Source organism: Streptomyces sp. NBC_00038 (genome assembly GCF_026343635.1).
Taxonomy (GTDB): Bacteria; Actinomycetota; Actinomycetes; order Streptomycetales; family Streptomycetaceae; genus Streptomyces.
In genome coordinates this window covers 7783257-7800490 of record NZ_JAPELQ010000001.1, presented here as the reverse complement: position 1 = coordinate 7800490, position 17234 = coordinate 7783257, and the positions used below count along the sequence as shown (strand labels likewise).

Annotated in this window: 12 protein-coding genes and 1 rRNA gene; 4 read left to right on the top strand and 9 right to left on the bottom strand. The window is 68.0% G+C overall.

Features of this window, described 5'->3' with window-relative positions:
• Positions 1 to 156: 156 nt before the first annotated feature.
• The 4 genes from OG219_RS35290 to thyX all read right to left on the bottom strand — a co-directional run bounded on the left by OG219_RS35290 (position 157) and on the right by thyX (position 5864).
• Positions 157 to 1684, bottom strand: a 16S ribosomal RNA gene (locus tag OG219_RS35290).
• Between the two features lie 506 nt (positions 1685 to 2190).
• Positions 2191 to 3876 (bottom strand): ribonuclease J, encoded by a 1686-nt coding sequence (locus OG219_RS35285; protein ID WP_266833478.1) that lies wholly within the window; start codon positions 3874 to 3876, stop codon positions 2191 to 2193.
• A gap of 137 nt (positions 3877 to 4013) precedes the next feature.
• Complete coding sequence (gene dapA / locus OG219_RS35280) at positions 4014 to 4913, bottom strand: 4-hydroxy-tetrahydrodipicolinate synthase (protein WP_266833476.1); 900 nt, start codon at positions 4911 to 4913, stop codon at positions 4014 to 4016.
• 210 nt (positions 4914 to 5123) lie between these two features.
• Complete coding sequence (gene thyX / locus OG219_RS35275; RefSeq protein ID WP_266833474.1) at positions 5124 to 5864, bottom strand: FAD-dependent thymidylate synthase; 741 nt, start codon at positions 5862 to 5864, stop codon at positions 5124 to 5126.
• Positions 5865 to 6065: 201 nt separating this feature from the next.
• On the opposite strand from thyX, the gene OG219_RS35270 reads away from it, so the two are divergent.
• On the top strand, positions 6066 to 6320 hold the full coding sequence (locus OG219_RS35270; RefSeq protein ID WP_266833472.1) for a hypothetical protein: 255 nt from the start codon (positions 6066 to 6068) through the stop codon (positions 6318 to 6320).
• A gap of 90 nt (positions 6321 to 6410) precedes the next feature.
• A complete protein-coding gene (locus OG219_RS35265; RefSeq protein WP_266833470.1) occupies positions 6411 to 6968 on the top strand; it encodes a hypothetical protein in 558 nt (185 codons plus the stop codon).
• A gap of 79 nt (positions 6969 to 7047) precedes the next feature.
• On the opposite strand, the gene OG219_RS35260 is transcribed toward OG219_RS35265, so the two are convergent.
• The 5 genes from OG219_RS35260 to rpsO form a co-directional block, all read right to left on the bottom strand.
• On the bottom strand, positions 7048 to 7503 hold the full coding sequence (locus OG219_RS35260) for a hypothetical protein (protein ID WP_266833468.1): 456 nt from the start codon (positions 7501 to 7503) through the stop codon (positions 7048 to 7050).
• A gap of 5 nt (positions 7504 to 7508) precedes the next feature.
• Entirely contained in the window at positions 7509 to 8261 is a 753-nt protein-coding gene (dapB, locus tag OG219_RS35255) for a 4-hydroxy-tetrahydrodipicolinate reductase (RefSeq protein ID WP_266833466.1), read from the bottom strand.
• 34 nt (positions 8262 to 8295) lie between these two features.
• Positions 8296 to 9675, bottom strand: coding sequence for a pitrilysin family protein (locus tag OG219_RS35250; RefSeq protein ID WP_266833464.1), 1380 nt, complete (start codon positions 9673 to 9675; stop codon positions 8296 to 8298).
• Positions 9672 to 11888: a polyribonucleotide nucleotidyltransferase gene (locus OG219_RS35245; protein ID WP_266833462.1), complete on the bottom strand. Its 2217-nt coding sequence runs from the start codon at positions 11886 to 11888 to the stop codon at positions 9672 to 9674. The genes OG219_RS35250 and OG219_RS35245 overlap by 4 nt, the downstream gene beginning before the upstream one ends.
• Positions 11889 to 12310: 422 nt before the next feature.
• Positions 12311 to 12598 carry a 30S ribosomal protein S15 gene (gene rpsO / locus OG219_RS35240; RefSeq protein ID WP_019064787.1) on the bottom strand — a complete coding sequence of 96 codons (288 nt, stop codon included), beginning with the start codon at positions 12596 to 12598 and terminating at the stop codon, positions 12311 to 12313.
• Positions 12599 to 12881: 283 nt separating this feature from the next.
• Between rpsO and OG219_RS35235 the strand changes: the two genes are divergently transcribed.
• Both OG219_RS35235 and OG219_RS35230 read left to right on the top strand, forming a co-directional pair.
• Positions 12882 to 13199, top strand: coding sequence for a DUF397 domain-containing protein (locus OG219_RS35235; protein ID WP_266833460.1), 318 nt, complete (start codon positions 12882 to 12884; stop codon positions 13197 to 13199).
• A 597-nt stretch (positions 13200 to 13796) separates the two neighbouring features.
• Positions 13797 to 17147: an SCO5717 family growth-regulating ATPase gene (locus OG219_RS35230; RefSeq protein ID WP_266833458.1), complete on the top strand. Its 3351-nt coding sequence runs from the start codon at positions 13797 to 13799 to the stop codon at positions 17145 to 17147.
• Positions 17148 to 17234 lie beyond the last annotated feature (87 nt).

Genomic DNA, 17234 nt, shown 5'->3' with positions numbered 1-17234 from the left:
TCAGCTTTCCACGCCCCGAAGGCCAGTACTTGCAGCCCGAGATGGACCGAGGTGCCGAATAATCAACGTTCCACCCATGAGCAACCACCGCCGGACGTGTGCCGGCGTAATGGCCCTGGACCACCAAGCAAGCTTGGCGGCCTAGATGCTCCTTAGAAAGGAGGTGATCCAGCCGCACCTTCCGGTACGGCTACCTTGTTACGACTTCGTCCCAATCGCCAGTCCCACCTTCGACAGCTCCCTCCCCACAAGGGGGTTGGGCCACCGGCTTCGGGTGTTACCGACTTTCGTGACGTGACGGGCGGTGTGTACAAGGCCCGGGAACGTATTCACCGCAGCAATGCTGATCTGCGATTACTAGCAACTCCGACTTCATGGGGTCGAGTTGCAGACCCCAATCCGAACTGAGACAGGCTTTTTGAGATTCGCTCCGCCTCGCGGCATCGCAGCTCATTGTACCTGCCATTGTAGCACGTGTGCAGCCCAAGACATAAGGGGCATGATGACTTGACGTCGTCCCCACCTTCCTCCGAGTTGACCCCGGCAGTCTCCTGTGAGTCCCCATCACCCCGAAGGGCATGCTGGCAACACAGAACAAGGGTTGCGCTCGTTGCGGGACTTAACCCAACATCTCACGACACGAGCTGACGACAGCCATGCACCACCTGTACACCGACCACAAGGGGGGCACCATCTCTGATGCTTTCCGGCGTATGTCAAGCCTTGGTAAGGTTCTTCGCGTTGCGTCGAATTAAGCCACATGCTCCGCTGCTTGTGCGGGCCCCCGTCAATTCCTTTGAGTTTTAGCCTTGCGGCCGTACTCCCCAGGCGGGGAACTTAATGCGTTAGCTGCGGCACCGACGACGTGGAATGTCGCCAACACCTAGTTCCCACCGTTTACGGCGTGGACTACCAGGGTATCTAATCCTGTTCGCTCCCCACGCTTTCGCTCCTCAGCGTCAGTAATGGCCCAGAGATCCGCCTTCGCCACCGGTGTTCCTCCTGATATCTGCGCATTTCACCGCTACACCAGGAATTCCGATCTCCCCTACCACACTCTAGCCTGCCCGTATCGACTGCAGACCCGGGGTTAAGCCCCGGGCTTTCACAACCGACGCGACAAGCCGCCTACGAGCTCTTTACGCCCAATAATTCCGGACAACGCTTGCGCCCTACGTATTACCGCGGCTGCTGGCACGTAGTTAGCCGGCGCTTCTTCTGCAGGTACCGTCACTTTCGCTTCTTCCCTGCTGAAAGAGGTTTACAACCCGAAGGCCGTCATCCCTCACGCGGCGTCGCTGCATCAGGCTTTCGCCCATTGTGCAATATTCCCCACTGCTGCCTCCCGTAGGAGTCTGGGCCGTGTCTCAGTCCCAGTGTGGCCGGTCGCCCTCTCAGGCCGGCTACCCGTCGTCGCCTTGGTGAGCCACTACCTCACCAACAAGCTGATAGGCCGCGGGCTCATCCTTCACCGCCGGAGCTTTCAACCCCCCTGGATGCCCAGAGGAGTGTTATCCGGTATTAGACCCCGTTTCCAGGGCTTGTCCCAGAGTGAAGGGCAGATTGCCCACGTGTTACTCACCCGTTCGCCACTAATCCACCCCGAAAGGCTTCATCGTTCGACTTGCATGTGTTAAGCACGCCGCCAGCGTTCGTCCTGAGCCAGGATCAAACTCTCCGTGAATGTGTACCGGTAATCCGGTGCGACACCACGAGAGCGGAACCGAAGGGAGGAATAATCCCCACGGTCCACAGCGTCCTCGCTGATGTTTTTCTTCAAAGGAACCTCGCCCCGGCCGATCGGCCGGAGACGGGGTATCAACAAACTTGGCGTTGATTTTTGGCACGCTGTTGAGTTCTCAAGGAACGGACGCTTCCTTTGTACTCACCCGAGAGACTCTCTCAGGCTTTCCTCCGGGCAGTTTCCCTTCGGTCTTGCGTTTCCGACTCTATCAGACAGTTTCCCGATCCGATTTCCTCGGCGCTTTCCAGGTTTCCGCTTTCGCGATTCCCTTTCCGGCGGTTCCGACTTTATCAGAAGTTCTGAGTCGGAATTCCCGCCCCGTTCGGGGACTGGTTCCGGCGCACGAAGCGATCCGGGTTCCCGTTCAGGCGGAGCCGTAAACGTACTGGAGCGGGGCGCCTCGATGCAAATCGAGGCGCCCCGCTCCGGGTTGGCGCGTGCGAGGGTCAGACCTCGACGACGACCGGGAGGATCATCGGGCGTCGGCGGTAGTTGTCCGAGACCCACTTGCCCAGCGTGCGGCGGATGAGTTGCTGCATCTGGTGGGGCTCGACGACGCCGTCCTGGGCCGACTTCTCCAGGACCTCCCTGACCTTCGGGATGACGTCGCTGAAGGCCGAGTCGTCGATACCCGATCCGCGGGCCTGGACATGCGGGCCGCCGGTGATCTTGCCGGTGCTGGCGTCCATCACCACGAAGACCGAGATGATGCCCTCGTCGCCGAGGATGCGCCGGTCCTTGAGCGCGGGCTCGCCCACATCGCCGACCGAGAGGCCGTCGACGTACACGTATCCCGCCTGGACCTTGCCGGAGATCTTGGCCTTGCCCCCGATGAGGTCGACGACGACGCCGTCCTCGGCGATCACGATGCGGTCGTGCGGGACACCGGTGAGGGCGCCCAGCTCGGCGTTGGCCCGTAGGTGGCGCCATTCGCCGTGAACCGGCATCAGGTTCTTCGGCTTGCAGATGTTGTAGAAGTACAGGAGCTCGCCGGCGGACGCGTGCCCGGAGACGTGCACCTTGGCGTTGCCCTTGTGGACGACGTGGGCGCCCCAGCGGGTCAGGCCGTTGATGACGCGGTAGACCGCGTTCTCGTTGCCCGGGATGAGCGACGACGCGAGGATCACCGTGTCGCCCTGGACAATGCGGATCTGGTGATCGCGGTTGGCCATCCGGGACAGTGCGGCCATCGGCTCGCCCTGGGATCCCGTGCAGACCAGAACGATCTCGCTGTCGGGCAGGTCGTCGAGCGTCTTGACGTCGACGACGAGGCCCGGCGGGACCTTCAGGTAGCCCAGGTCCCTCGCGATGCCCATGTTGCGGACCATCGAGCGGCCGACGAAGGCGACCCTGCGGCCGTATTCGTGGGCCGCGTCCAGGATCTGCTGGATGCGGTGCACGTGGCTGGCGAAGCTCGCCACGATGATGCGCTTGCTGGCGCCGGCGAAGACCTGGCGCAGCACGTTCGAGATGTCGCGCTCGGGCGGGACGAAGCCCGGGACCTCGGCGTTCGTCGAGTCCGAGAGGAGAAGGTCGATGCCTTCCTCGCTCAGACGCGCGAAAGCGTGCAGGTCCGTGAGGCGGCCGTCCAGCGGGAGCTGGTCCATCTTGAAGTCGCCGGTGTGGACCACCATGCCCGCGGGGGTGCGGATGGCGACCGCGAGGGCGTCCGGGATGGAGTGGTTGACCGCGACGAACTCGCAGTCGAAGGGGCCGATGCGCTCTCGGTGGCCCTCCGCGACTTCGAGCGTGTAGGGGCGGATGCGGTGCTCCTGGAGCTTCGCCTCGATGAGAGCGAGGGTCAGCTTGGAGCCGATGAGCGGGATGTCCGGCTTCTCGCGGAGGAGAAACGGGACGCCGCCGATGTGGTCCTCGTGACCATGTGTGAGGACGATGCCCTCGATGTCGTCGAGGCGGTCCCTGATGGACGTGAAGTCCGGCAGGATCAGGTCGATTCCGGGCTGCTCCTCCTCGGGGAAGAGCACTCCGCAGTCGACGATCAGTAGGCGGCCGTCGTACTCGAAGACCGTCATGTTCCGGCCGATTTCACCGAGACCGCCGAGCGGGGTGACCCGAAGGCCGCCCTTCGGGAGCTTCGGCGGGGCGCCGAGTTCAGGATGCGGATGACTCAAAAGACTCTCCTCACCACGCGCGCCACGTACCTGGCAAGGCACGTGGCGCGCGTGACGTTCGTGCAGTAGCAGTTGTCATGTGGGTTGCAGGCCCTGTGGCCTGCGTGGTCGTACATATTCAGTTGTGAAGTCTGTAGTTAGAGCTGTACCCCGCCGGCGGCAAGATCGATCTTGAGCTGCGCCGTCTCCTCGGGCGACAGCTCGACCATCGGGGCGCGCAGCGGTCCGGCGGGCAGGCCCTGCAGGGTGAGCGCCGCCTTGGTCGTCATGACGCCCTGGGTGCGGAACATGCCGGTGAAGACGGGGAGCAGCTTCTGGTGGATCTCGGTGGCCTTCTGGACGTCGCCGCTCGTGAAGGCGTCCACCAGGGCGCGCAGCTCCGGGGTGACGACGTGGCCGACGACCGAGACGAAGCCGACCGCGCCCACGGAGAGCAGCGGCAGGTTCAGCATGTCGTCGCCGGAGTACCAGGCGAGGCCGGAGCGGGCGATGGCCCAGCTGGCCCGGCCGAGGTCACCCTTGGCGTCCTTGTTGGCGACGATACGCGGGTGCTCGGCGAGGCGCACGATGGTTTCGGTGCTGATCGGTACGCCGCTGCGGCCGGGAATGTCGTAGAGCATCACCGGCAGCTCGGTGGCGTCGGCGATGGCCGTGAAGTGCCGGTACAGGCCCTCCTGCGGGGGCTTGTTGTAGTACGGCGTCACGGTCAGCAGGGCGTGCGCGCCGGTCTTCTCGGCGGCTCGGGCGAGCTCGATGCTGTGGTGGGTGTCGTTCGTGCCGACGCCTGCCACGATGTGGGCGCGGTCGCCGACCGCCTCCAGTACCGCTCGTAGAAGATCCGCTTTCTCCGCGTCGCTGGTGGTCGGGGACTCACCGGTGGTGCCGTTGACGACCAGGCCGTCGTTGCCTGCGTCCACCAGGTGGGTTGCGAGCCGCTGCGCGCCGTCGAGGTCGAGCGCGCCGTCCGCCGTGAAGGGCGTGACCATGGCGGTGAGGACCCGCCCGAAGGGGGTCTGCGGAGTGGAGGTCGGAGCCATGGGTAATACGCTACTCGCTGCTCAACGCGGGGTCTGCCCTCGGGGCAGGCGACAAGTCGTGACAAAGGTGGAGCCCGGCACTGCCTGCTCGGGGGTTCAAGCAGTGCCGGGTCCGTTTGATCAGGCTAGATGAACTTCTCGAAATGCCGCAATACGGACACTTCGCTCGGTCCACCCGTACATCAGTGCCGGAAGGCGTGCGGAAGCGCGCTACGGCGCCACGCGCCCGTTGGCGTTGAAGGCCGCGTACGTGAGCGGCATCAGTTTCGCCCACTCCGCTTCCATCTTCTCCCCGACCATCTCGATCTCGCGCTGCGGGAAGGACGGGACCTTGGCCAGCTCGTGCTGGGTGCGCAGGCCGAGGAAGTGCATCAGCGAACGGGCGTTGCAGGTGGCGTACATCGACGAGAAGAGGCCGACGGGGAGGACCGCGCGGGCGACCTCGCGGGCTACTCCGGCGGCGAGCATTTCCTGGTACGCCTCGTACGCCTGACGGTATGAGTCCTCCATGACGCGGCCCGTCAGCTCCTGCTGCGCAGGGGTGCCCTCAACGAAGACGTACTTGCCGGGGCGGCCCTCCTGGATCAGCTTGCGGGACTCGCCCGGGACGTAGAAGACCGGCTGGAGCTCCCTGTACCGGCCCGACTCCTCGTTGTACGACCAGCCCACGCGGTGCCGCATGAACTCGCGGAACACGAAGATCGGGGCGCTGATGAGGAACGTCATCGAGTTGTGCTCGAAGGGGCTGCCGTGCCGGTCCCGCATCAGGTAGTTGAGCAGGCCCTTTGAGCGCTCCGGGTCCTTCTTCAGCTCGTCCAGCGACTGCTCACCGAGGGTCGAGACGCGGGCGGCGAACAGCACGTCCGAGTCGGACGCGGTGTGCTTGACCAGCTCGACGGTGACATCGCTGCGGAAGCTGGGCTTGAGGTCGTCGGCGGGGGTGTCGGTCACGGTGGAGAGGGTCCTTCCCATCACAGGCTCGGGCGGCGACCACTCTACGGCCCGGTACCGACAACGGGCGTTCGGTGCCGTGCCGCGACATTAGTCGGCGAACTTCTGCGAATTCGGTGAAACTGGGCACCCTTTGGGGCGTTCGCTCGTCTGTATTGGTGACAACGATTCGTTCGAGTCCCCAGAGGAGAAGCAGTCCCCATGCTCCGTCGGCGCGAGCCCATTCCCTTCGCCTTCATCGCCGAAGCCGACCAGTTCCGCAGCAATGTCACTCCCCCGCCCCGTGAGCGTCAGTCCGCCAGTCAGCTGGTCGGCCGCTGGCTGATAGGACTCACCGTGGTCGCGGGGCTCGTGGGCGCCCTGATCATCGGAATGCCCGCATTGTCACTGGACAAGTCGTCCGCGGACCAGACATCCGCGACTACGCACCAGTCCGAAGCGTCCGACGGCCACTGACTCATCCGGACCCCCAAGGGTGGTGAGCAGGCACCCGGCTCGATAACCTCACCGGGCACAGCCCAAGTGTGGATTGAGTGAGGATCAATCGTGCCCCTGCCCTTCCTGACGGCGGACCGCGCTTTTGACGAGGTGGCCGATGGCCTCGCGCTGCCGTTCGACGACCGCGACCACTGGCGGCGTCCCTACCGGCCCGGGCCGTGGCGAGTGGGCGCGGCCGCGCTCGTCCTGCTGCTGGCCTCGTACGTCCTGTTCGCCGCGGTGATCATCGCGGTCACCGGAACCCCGACCTCCGCCGCGGTCTTCCTCGGCGGGGCCGCGCTCGCCATACTCTGCGCGCTGCGGCTGCTGCGGGTGGGCGTCTGGGTGAGCTCGCAGGGACTGCGCCGAGTGGGCTTCTTCCGTACGACCACGACGCCCTGGGAGCGGGTCGTCGCGGCACGGACCGTGCAGCAGCCGGTGCGCTGGCTCGGGCTGCCGCGCACCGTGCAGGGGCAGGCTCTGGTCCTCGTACGCGGGGATCGTGCGCCCGAGGACCTGCCGCCGCTGCTGACCTCGCACAACGCCGACTTCCTGGCGCGCGTGGAGGCCTTCGACCGGGCAGCGGACGCCATCGAGGTGTGGGCGGACGAGTACCGGCGGGCCTGAGGCTCAGCGCCGACGGGAATTGCGAAGGGGCCGGTCCGCACATCGCGGGCCGGCCCCTTCGTCGTATCTCTCAGGTCTCTCAGGCCTCCACCGGAGGCCTGCCCTCGTGCAGTGTGATCGCTCGCTGCATCGCCTTGCGGGCGCGCGGGGTGTCGCGGGCGTCGTGGTAGGCGACCGCGAGGCGGAACCAGCTGCGCCAGTCGTCCGGGGCGTCCTCGGTCTCGGCCTTGCGTTTGGCGAAGACCTCGTCGGCCGAGTCGCGGTCGATGCGGCCGCCCGCCGTGCGCTTCAACTCGTCGACGGGCAGGCCGCCTTCGGCATCGAGTTCGGCGGCAAGGCGGTTGGCCTTCCGGACGAACTCGGTGTTCTTCCAGAGGAACCAGACGCCGATGACCGGCAGGATCAGCACCGCGACACCGAAGGTGACGGTGAGGAGCGTGCCGGCCTGGATGAGCAGGACGCCACGCCAGCCGACCAGCACGAAGTAGGCGACCAGGACGGCCGCCGTGATGGCGTAAGTGATCTTCGCGCGCATGGCTTCTAGTTCAGGTCCAGGAAGTGTTCCAGGCCGAAGGTGAGGCCCGGAGTGGTGACCACGCGGCGAGCGCCGAGCAGGATGCCCGGCATGAAGCTGCTGTGGTGGAGGGAGTCGTGGCGGATGGTGAGGGTCTCGCCCTCGCCGCCGAGCAGGACCTCCTGGTGGGCGAGGAGGCCACGGAGGCGTACGGCGTGCACGGGCACCCCGTCGACGTTCGCGCCGCGGGCGCCGTCCAGGGCGGTGGCCGTGGCGTCGGGCTGCGGGGCGCTGCCCGCGCGCTCCCGGGCCGCGGCGATGAGCTGGGCGGTGCGCGTGGCGGTGCCACTGGGGGCGTCCACCTTGTTCGGGTGGTGCAGCTCGACGACCTCGACGGACTCGAAGTACGGCGCGGCCACCTCGGCGAACTTCATGGTCAGTACGGCGCCGATGGAGAAGTTGGGCGCGATGAGCACACCCGTCTCCGGGGAGCCGGACAGCCAGGTCCGCAGCTGCGCGAGGCGCTCGTCGGTCCAGCCCGTCGTGCCGACCACGGCGTGGATGCCGTGCCGCACGCAGAAGTCGAGGTTGTCCATCACCGAGGCCGGCGTCGTCAGTTCGACGGCGACCTGGGCGCCGGTCTCGGTCAGCGTCTCCAGCTTGTCGCCCCGGCCGAGCGCGGCCACCAGCTCCAGGTCCTCGGCGGCCTCGACGGCTCGTACCGCCTCGGCTCCGATACGGCCCTTCGCACCGAGGACCGCCACGCGCAGCTTGCTCATCTTCTTGCTTCCTTAGTCGAGGACGGTCGAGGGCTTATGCGACCGCGTCGTGCAGACGGGACGCCTGCTTGTCCTTGAGCGGGCCGATGACCGACAGCGAGGGCCGCTGTCCCAGGATGTCGTGGGCGACCGAGCGGACCTCGTCCGGGGTGACCGAAGCGATCCGGACCAGCATGTCGTCGACGGACATCTGCTCGCCCCAGCACAGTTCGCTCTTGCCGATACGGTTCATCAGCGCGCCGGTGTCCTCCAGGCCCAGGACGGTGGAGCCCTGGAGCTGGCCGATGGCGCGGCCGATCTCGTCGTCCGAGAGGCCGTGCTCGGCGACGTGGTCGAGCTCGTCGCGGCAGATCTTGAGCACGTCGTGGACCTGGCTCGGGCGACAGCCCGCGTACACGCCGAAGAGGCCGCAGTCGGCGAAGCCCGAGGTGTACGAGTACACGCTGTAGGCCAGGCCGCGCTTCTCCCGGACCTCCTGGAAGAGGCGGGAGGACATCCCGCCGCCGAGGGCGGTGTTCAGGACGCCCAGGGCCCAGCGGCGCTCGTCGGTACGGGCCAGGCCCGGCATGCCGAGGACGACATGGGCCTGCTCGGTCTTGCGGCCGAGCAGTTCGACGCGGCCAGCGGTGCGGATGGCGCGGCGGCCGTCCCGCGGCGCGAACGGGACGGCGTCGGGGCCCTTGAGGGCTCCCGCCTTCTCGAAGGCGGCGCGGACCTGTCGTACGACCTTGTTGTGATCGACGTTGCCCGCGCAGGCCACGACCAGGTGCGTCGGGTCGTAGTGCTTCTTGTAGAAGCGGCGGATGCGGTCGGCGGTGAGGGCGTTGACCGTGTCGACTGTGCCGAGGACCGGGCGGCCGAGGGGGGTGTCGCCGAGCATGGTGTGCGCGAACAGGTCGTGCACGCAGTCACCCGGGTCGTCCTCGGTCATCGCGATCTCTTCGAGGATCACACCGCGCTCGGCGTCGACGTCCGCCTGCTCGATCAGCGAGCCGGTGAGCATGTCGCACACGACGTCGATGGCGAGCGGGAGGTCGGTGTCGAGCACGCGCGCGTAGTAGCACGTGTACTCCTTCGCCGTGAACGCGTTCATCTCGCCGCCGACCGCGTCGATGGCGGAGGAGATGTCCAGGGCGCTGCGCTTCTGGGTGCCCTTGAAGAGCAGGTGCTCCAGGTAGTGCGTGGCGCCGTTCAGGGTCGGCGTCTCGTCGCGGGAGCCGACGTGCGCCCAGATGCCGAAGGTGGCGGAGCGTACGGAGGGGAGGGTTTCGGTGACGATGCGCAGGCCGCCGGGGAGGGTGGTCTTGCGGACCGTACCGATGCCGTTCTCGCCCTTGATGAGGGTTTGGGTACGGGCGACGGCCCGCGCCTCAGAAGAGGTGCGGGCCGTCGCCGTGGAGCTGCTCGACGTCACTTGTCGGTGTCGTCCTTCTTGTCGTCGCCCTCTTCGCCCTCGACCACGGGGATCAGGGAGAGCTTGCCGCGGGAGTCGATCTCGGCGATCTCGACCTGGACCTTGGAGCCCACGGCGAGCACGTCCTCGACGTTCTCCACGCGCTTGCCGCCGGCGAGCTTGCGGATCTGCGAGATGTGCAGCAGTCCGTCCTTGCCCGGGAGCAGCGACACGAACGCACCGAAGGTGGTGGTCTTGACGACCGTACCCAGGTAGCGCTCGCCGACCTCCGGCATGGTCGGGTTGGCGATCGAGTTGATCGTGGCGCGCGCGGCCTCGGCCTGCGAACCCTGCTGGGCACCGATGTAGATGGTGCCGTCATCCTCGATCGTGATGTCGGCGCCGGTGTCCTCCTGGATCTGGTTGATCATCTTGCCCTTGGGGCCGATGACCTCACCGATCTTGTCCACGGGGATCTTGACCGTGATGATCCGCGGGGCGTTCGGGGACATCTCGTCCGGCGTGTCGATCGCTTCCATCATCACGTCGAGGATGTGGAGGCGGGCGTCGCGGGCCTGCTTGAGGGCCGCTGCCAGGACGGAGGCGGGGATGCCGTCCAGCTTGGTGTCGAGCTGGAGGGCGGTGACGAACTCCTTGGTGCCGGCGACCTTGAAGTCCATGTCACCGAAGGCGTCCTCCGCACCGAGGATGTCGGTGAGGGCGACGTAGTGCGTCTGGCCGTCGATCTCCTGGGAGATCAGACCCATGGCGATACCGGCGACGGGGGCCTTGAGGGGCACACCGGCGTTGAGCAGCGACATGGTGGAGGCGCAGACCGAGCCCATGGACGTCGAGCCGTTGGAGCCGAGGGCCTCGGACACCTGACGGATCGCGTAGGGGAACTCCTCGCGCGTGGGCAGGACCGGCACGATCGCGCGCTCGGCGAGCGCGCCGTGGCCGATCTCGCGGCGCTTGGGGGAGCCGACGCGGCCCGTCTCACCGACGGAGTACGGCGGGAAGTTGTAGTTGTGCATGTAGCGCTTGCGGGTCACCGGGGAGAGGGTGTCCAGCTGCTGCTCCATGCGGAGCATGTTGAGGGTGGTGACGCCCAGGATCTGGGTCTCGCCACGCTCGAACAGCGCCGAGCCGTGCACGCGCGGGATGGCCTCGACCTCGGCGGCGAGCGTACGGATGTCCGTGACGCCACGGCCGTCGATGCGGACCTTGTCCTTGATGACGCGCTCGCGCACCAGGGACTTGGTCAGCGAGCGGTACGCGGCGGAGATCTCCTTCTCGCGACCCTCGAACTGCGGGAGCAGCTTCTCGGCGGCGATCTCCTTGATGCGGTCCAGCTCGGCCTCGCGGTCCTGCTTGCCGGCGATGGTGAGCGCCTGGGAGAGCTCACTCTTGACCGCGGCGGTCAGGGCCTCCAGGACGTCGTCCTGGTAGTCGAGGAAGACCGGGAACTCGCCGGTCGGCTTGGCGGCCTTCGCGGCGAGGTCGGCCTGGGCCTTGCAGAGCACCTTGATGAAGGGCTTCGCGGCGTCCAGACCGGCGGCGACGACCTCCTCGGTCGGCGCCTCGGCGCCGCCCGCGACCAGCTGGATGGTCTTCTCGGTGGCCTCGGCCTCGACCATCATGATCGCGACGTCGCCGTCCTCCAGGGCGCGGCCCGCGACGACCATGTCGAAGACGGCGTCCTCGAGCTCGGTGTGCGTCGGGAACGCGACCCACTGGCCGTTGATCAGCGCGACGCGGACGCCGCCGATCGGGCCGGAGAAGGGCAGACCGGCCAGCTGCGTGGACGCGGAGGCGGCGTTGATCGCCACGACGTCGTACAGGTGGTCGGGGTTGAGCGCCATGATCGTCGCGACGACCTGGATCTCGTTGCGCAGGCCCTTCTTGAAGGACGGGCGCAGCGGGCGGTCGATCAGGCGACAGGTGAGGATGGCGTCCTCGGAAGGACGGCCCTCGCGGCGGAAGAAGCTGCCGGGGATCTTGCCGGCGGCGTACATCCGCTCCTCGACGTCCACCGTGAGGGGGAAGAAGTCGAGATTTTCCTTGGGCTTCTTGGAGGCGGTGGTGGCCGACAGCACCATGGTGTCGTCGTCCAGGTACGCGACGGCGGAGCCGGCGGCCTGCCTGGCCAGCCTGCCCGTCTCGAAGCGGATGGTGCGGGTGCCGAAGGAACCGTTGTCGATAACGGCCTCGGCGTAGTGGGTCTCGTTCTCCACTAGCGTTTTCTCCGATACTTTTCGTCTTTCGCCCCGTCCTGCCCGTGTGGCAGGGGGGCAGTGGCGGAGAAGCGCTCCTTCTGGTGCTGGCCGGTCTTCGATCGAAGCACCCGGGTTCGCATTTCCCGGGGGCCACTACCGAGGACCGGCGGCGGCGAGGTGCGCTTCTCCTCGTTCAGTTTCGTGACGCTGCCCTACCCGGCGGGTGGGGCGCCATCACGCTGTGTCGTACGGGCTCGTGCCGTACGTCCTGTGTCATGCGTATTGCGTTGTGCTACCACAGTACAAAGCGTCAGTGACACTCCGCACGTAGAGCGTGTACCGCGATCCGCCCGTGGACCACGTGGAGCGGTCCGTACGCGGGGCGCAAACAGCAAAAGGAGCGGCTCCCTAGAAGTGGGAACCGCTCCCTTCACGGCGTCTTACTTGGCGCCCGCCGCACCGCGGCGGATGCCAAGGCGGTCGACCAGCGCACGGAAGCGCTGGATGTCCTTCTTGGCCAGGTACTGCAGCAGGCGGCGACGCTGACCGACCAGGATCAGCAGACCACGGCGGGAGTGGTGGTCGTGCTTGTGGGTCTTGAGGTGCTCGGTCAGGTCCGAGATCCGGCGCGAAAGCATGGCGACCTGGACCTCGGGGGAGCCGGTGTCGCCCTCCTTCTGACCGAACTCGCTGATGAGCTGCTTCTTCGTTGCGGCGTCGAGCGACACGCGTACTCCTCGTAGTCTGTGGTGTGCCACCGAGTGCCCCTGGTCCACATCTCAGGGGAGCTTCCGTTACTCGGGAGGCGGGATCCGCCGGGCGCGGCCTCCGGAGCGGTGAGCTCTGGGGGTGCGTACACAAGCGGCCGTTACACAGGGTACCAGCCTGGAGAGACCCGTTCGTCCCGCGCCGGCCAGGGTCGTGACCTGCCCATTCCCCCGTACGGAACACGCTCTGCCAAGTAGGGTGAACGCACAGTTCGTTCGTGTGTCAGGAAGGGGCCGTCGCACCATGGCCGAGGGACAGGACAACGGCGTCGAGACGCAGGCCGAGGACGTCGAGGCGCGCAAGGAGCGGGAGAAGAACGAGCTCTACGCCCTCGACATCTCCGGCGTCGAGTGGCAGAGCGCTCCGGGTACCGAGGAGCACGAGGAGCGCGTCGAGATCGCGTATCTGCCGGAGGGCGCCGTGGCCATGCGGTCGTCGCTCGACCCCGACACCGTGCTTCGGTACACGGAGGCGGAGTGGCGGGCGTTCGTGCTCGGGGCGCGGGACGGGGAGTTCGATCTGGAGCCCGCGCCGCACAACGGTGGCGTGCCGGCCGAGTAGCCGGGTCGGGGTTGGTGTCGGGGGCGGCGTCGCGTCCGCGGTAGGTCGGGCGGCGCTTGGTGGTTGGCGCGAGCGTGGCGGGTCCCCTTCCACCGTCGTCATGTTGAACGCGTCCCCAGCTGTGCCTCGGCCGCCTCGATAACGGCCGCCTTGAGGGCTCCGGAGTTCTCCTACGGAAGTCGGTACTCACGCCGCACCGCCGCCGAGACCGGATTGTTGGGTACGCCACGCAGGATGGACCGATCCGGCACAACCTCCGCCAGAAATAGGGGGTTTGAGGTCGTTTCACACCTTCTTCTGTTCGACTTGTTCACCACTATCACCCGTTTTATTCATCGTTGGGGAGAACGTTTACGCCTCCTCTGGGCAGGATGTGTCGTAGTGGGCAGCAGCGGTGGGGTGGACGGGCCTGCCGTACTGACAGTCGTGGTGATTAGGCTGGGACCGGGCGCGACGCCAGACCCGTGCACGGCCGCCCGCGTCCAGGGGGATAGCCGGGTGGATCGGTCGACCTCGGACAGCTTCGGACGACTTCGCACGACAAGAGACGGTCGCCCCGGCACGGCATGAGGGTGCTCGACCACACCAGGAGGAACTGTGAACAGCGATCGGGACGGGAACCGCGGGGGCTGGGCCACACCCGGCGATGACCACTCCGACGCGGAGTCCGCCGTCGAGACGACGGGCGAGTTCACTATCGACTACGCGCCGCCGGCCTGGTACACGCAGAACGCGTCGGGGGGGTCAGGGGCTTCGGAGGGTTCGGACCCGGACGAGGAGTCCTCGGCGCCGGAGCCCGAACCCGAGCCCGAGACGGTGGAGCCGACTCCCCCGGCCGCGGTGCCTGGGCCCGGTGCCGGTGGGCCGACGGCTCTGCCGAACTTCTCCGCGGGTGGGTTTCCGCCCCAGTGGTCGCCGCCGCCTGCCGCCGTTCCGGGTCCGCCGGTCGTCGCTTCTTCCGGCGAGGGTGCGGGCGGGACAGACGCCGACTCCGAGAACGGGGATCTTGAGAGTGGCGCCACGATGCGGATCTCCCCTGTCGCTCTGAAGCGTGAATTCGCGGAGCGGGCGGGTGCGTCTCCGGCGCCGGATCCGGTCTCGGAAGAGGAAACGGCGGAGGGCTCCGCTGAGGTTGTGGTCGAGCCTGAGGTCGTGGTCGCCCCCTCGGTCGAGCCCGAAGCGGAGCCCGAGCCCGAAGCAGAGTCCGAGTCCGTGGAGACCTCCTCGGTGGATGCCGAGGACGGCGACAGCAACGACGTACACCCGGACGAAGAAGCCGAGGTCGAGGTCGAGGTCGACGCCGAGGTGGCCGCCTCCGACGCGGGTGATGCGTCCGACGAGGCGGTTGTCCCGGAGGCCGCGGACATCGCCGACGTAGTGGAACTGCACGCCGCGGCCGACGGCGATGCGGTCGACGCGGCAACCGATGACGACGTGCCGCAGCGGCCCGACGCGACGGTGACCGAACCGCAGGATGCGGAACCTCAGGACATTCAGCCTCAGGACATTCAGCCTCAGGACGTTCCGCCTCAGGACGTTCCGCCTCAGGACACGAAGCTCCATGACGCGGAGCCTCACGACGCCGTGCCCCACGACGTAGAGCCCGAGGACGTAGAGCCCCAGGACGTAGAGCCCGAAGCCGTGTCCAACGCAGCCGAGGCCGTTCAGGACGCTCCCCCCGCATGGGCTCCGCCGCCGTTGCCCCAGGGTGGGCTGCCTCCGTTGCCGCCCGCCTACCAGCCTGCGGCGCCCGCTCCCGCCGCGCAGTGGCCCGCGTCCACCGAGCCCGCCGTGACCGAGGCCGGTCAGGCACCTGTGCCGCCCCAGACGCATGCGGCCGCACCCGCACCGGGCCAGCCGTTCCAGCCGCCCGCACCGGCCCCCGCACCCGGCCGGCCGTTCCAAGCCCAGCCCCCCGCTCCCCAGCCGGGCCAGCCATTCCAGCCGCCCGCCCCCCAGCCCACGGCACCGGCGTGGCCCTCCCCCAGCGCGCCCGTTGCCACCGGACCGGCGCAGGCGCCAGCACCGGTGTACCCGCCCGCCGTCGAGAACCCGGTTCCGGCGCCACCGCAGGCTCCGGCTCAGGCACCGCAGGGGAGTTACGGGTTCCCGCAGCCCAGCGTCCCGGCCCCGAGCCCCACCCCGCAGGGCAGCTACGGATTCCCGCAGCCCGGCGCCCCCGCATCTGGCCCCGGTCCGGCTCCGGCGGCGCCCAACCCGCCTGCCCCGGCACCCGCTTACGGCTTCCCGCAGCAGGTAGCACCCGCGGTTCCGCAGCCCCCGGCCCCGCAGCCGGGATACGGCTTCCCCCCGCAGCAGCCCGCGCCGGAGGTACCCAACTCCCCCGCGCCGCAGGCCGGTTACGGCTTCCCGAATCAGCCGCCCGTCCCGCAGGCGCCCAACTCGTCGGCACCACAAGCCGGTTACGGCTTCCCGCACCAGCCCGCGCAGTCCGTACCCCCCGCCGACCCGCGTCCCCCGGTCCCGCCGACGCAAGCGGCCCCGCCGTACCCGCAGCAGGGGCAGCCGCAACCGCAGCCCGGCCAACCGCCCGTACAGCAGCAGTACGAGGCACAGCCCCCGCAGGCGCACGCGCCCGTCGACCCCCGCGCCGGGACGGCCTGGCCGCAGCCCGTGCAGCACGACCAGCGCCAGCCCACCAACCCCGGTGCCGCCCCTCTCGGGTACACCGCGGCGGTGGAGCTCTCCTCCGACCGGCTGCTCAACAACAAGAAGCAGAAGGCGAAGAGCGGTCGTCCGGCTGCCGCCTCTTCGCGGTTCAAGCTCGGAGGGAAGAAGGAGGAGGCCGAGCGGCAGCGGAAACTGGACCTGATCCGGACGCCGGTGCTGTCGTGCTACCGGATCGCCGTCATCAGCCTCAAGGGCGGCGTGGGCAAGACGACCACGACCACCGCGCTCGGTTCGACGCTCGCCACCGAGCGGCAGGACAAGATCCTCGCGATCGACGCCAACCCGGACGCGGGCACGCTCGGGCGCCGCGTGCGCCGCGAGACCGGGGCCACCATCCGTGACCTCGTCCAGGCGATCCCGTACCTCAACTCGTACATGGACATCAGGCGGTTCACGTCCCAGGCCGCCTCCGGCCTGGAGATCATCGCCAATGACGTCGACCCGGCCGTGTCGACCACGTTCAACGACGAGGACTACCGGCGCGCGATCGACGTACTGGGCAAGCAGTACCCGATCATCCTGACCGACTCCGGCACGGGTCTGCTGTACAGCGCCATGCGCGGTGTGCTCGACCTCGCCGACCAGCTCATCATCATCTCGACGCCGTCCGTCGACGGTGCGAGCAGCGCCAGTACGACGCTGGACTGGCTGTCGGCGCACGGGTACGCGGATCTCGTCTCCCGGTCCATCACCGTCATCTCCGGTGTGCGGGAGACCGGCAAGATGATCAAGGTGGAGGACATCGTCTCCCACTTCGAGACGCGGTGCCGGGGCGTCGTCACCGTGCCCTTCGACGAGCACCTGGCCGCGGGCGCCGAGGTCGACCTCGACATGATGCGGCCCAAGGTGCGGGAGGCGTACTTCAACCTCTCCGCCTTGGTGGCCGAGGACATCGCGCGGCACCAGCAGTCCCACGGGCTCTGGACGTCGGACGGCAACCCGCCGCCGGTGGCCGCGCCGCCGCTGCCGGGGCAGCAGTACCAGCAGGCGCCGGGGCAGCAGTATCAGCAGGCCCCTGGCCAGCCGGCCCCGGGTCAGGCCCCGCCCGCCCCCCAGCCTCCGCAGCAGCCCCAGCCCGGACAGCCGTATCCGCCGCAGCCCGGTCAGCCCTACCCGCCGCACCCCGGACAGGGCTACCCCCAACAGCCCGGACAGGGCTACCCGCAGCAGCCGGGACAGGCCTATCCGCCGCCGCAGGGACAGCCGTACCCCCAGCCCGGCCAACCCTTCCAGCCGCCGGCACCCCCTCAGCAGTAACCCGATCGGCCCCTTTCGGGGACCGATTCCGCCTGGGCCCGCACCGTCTTCGTACGGTGCGGGCCCTGCGCGTATCCATGGGCGTTT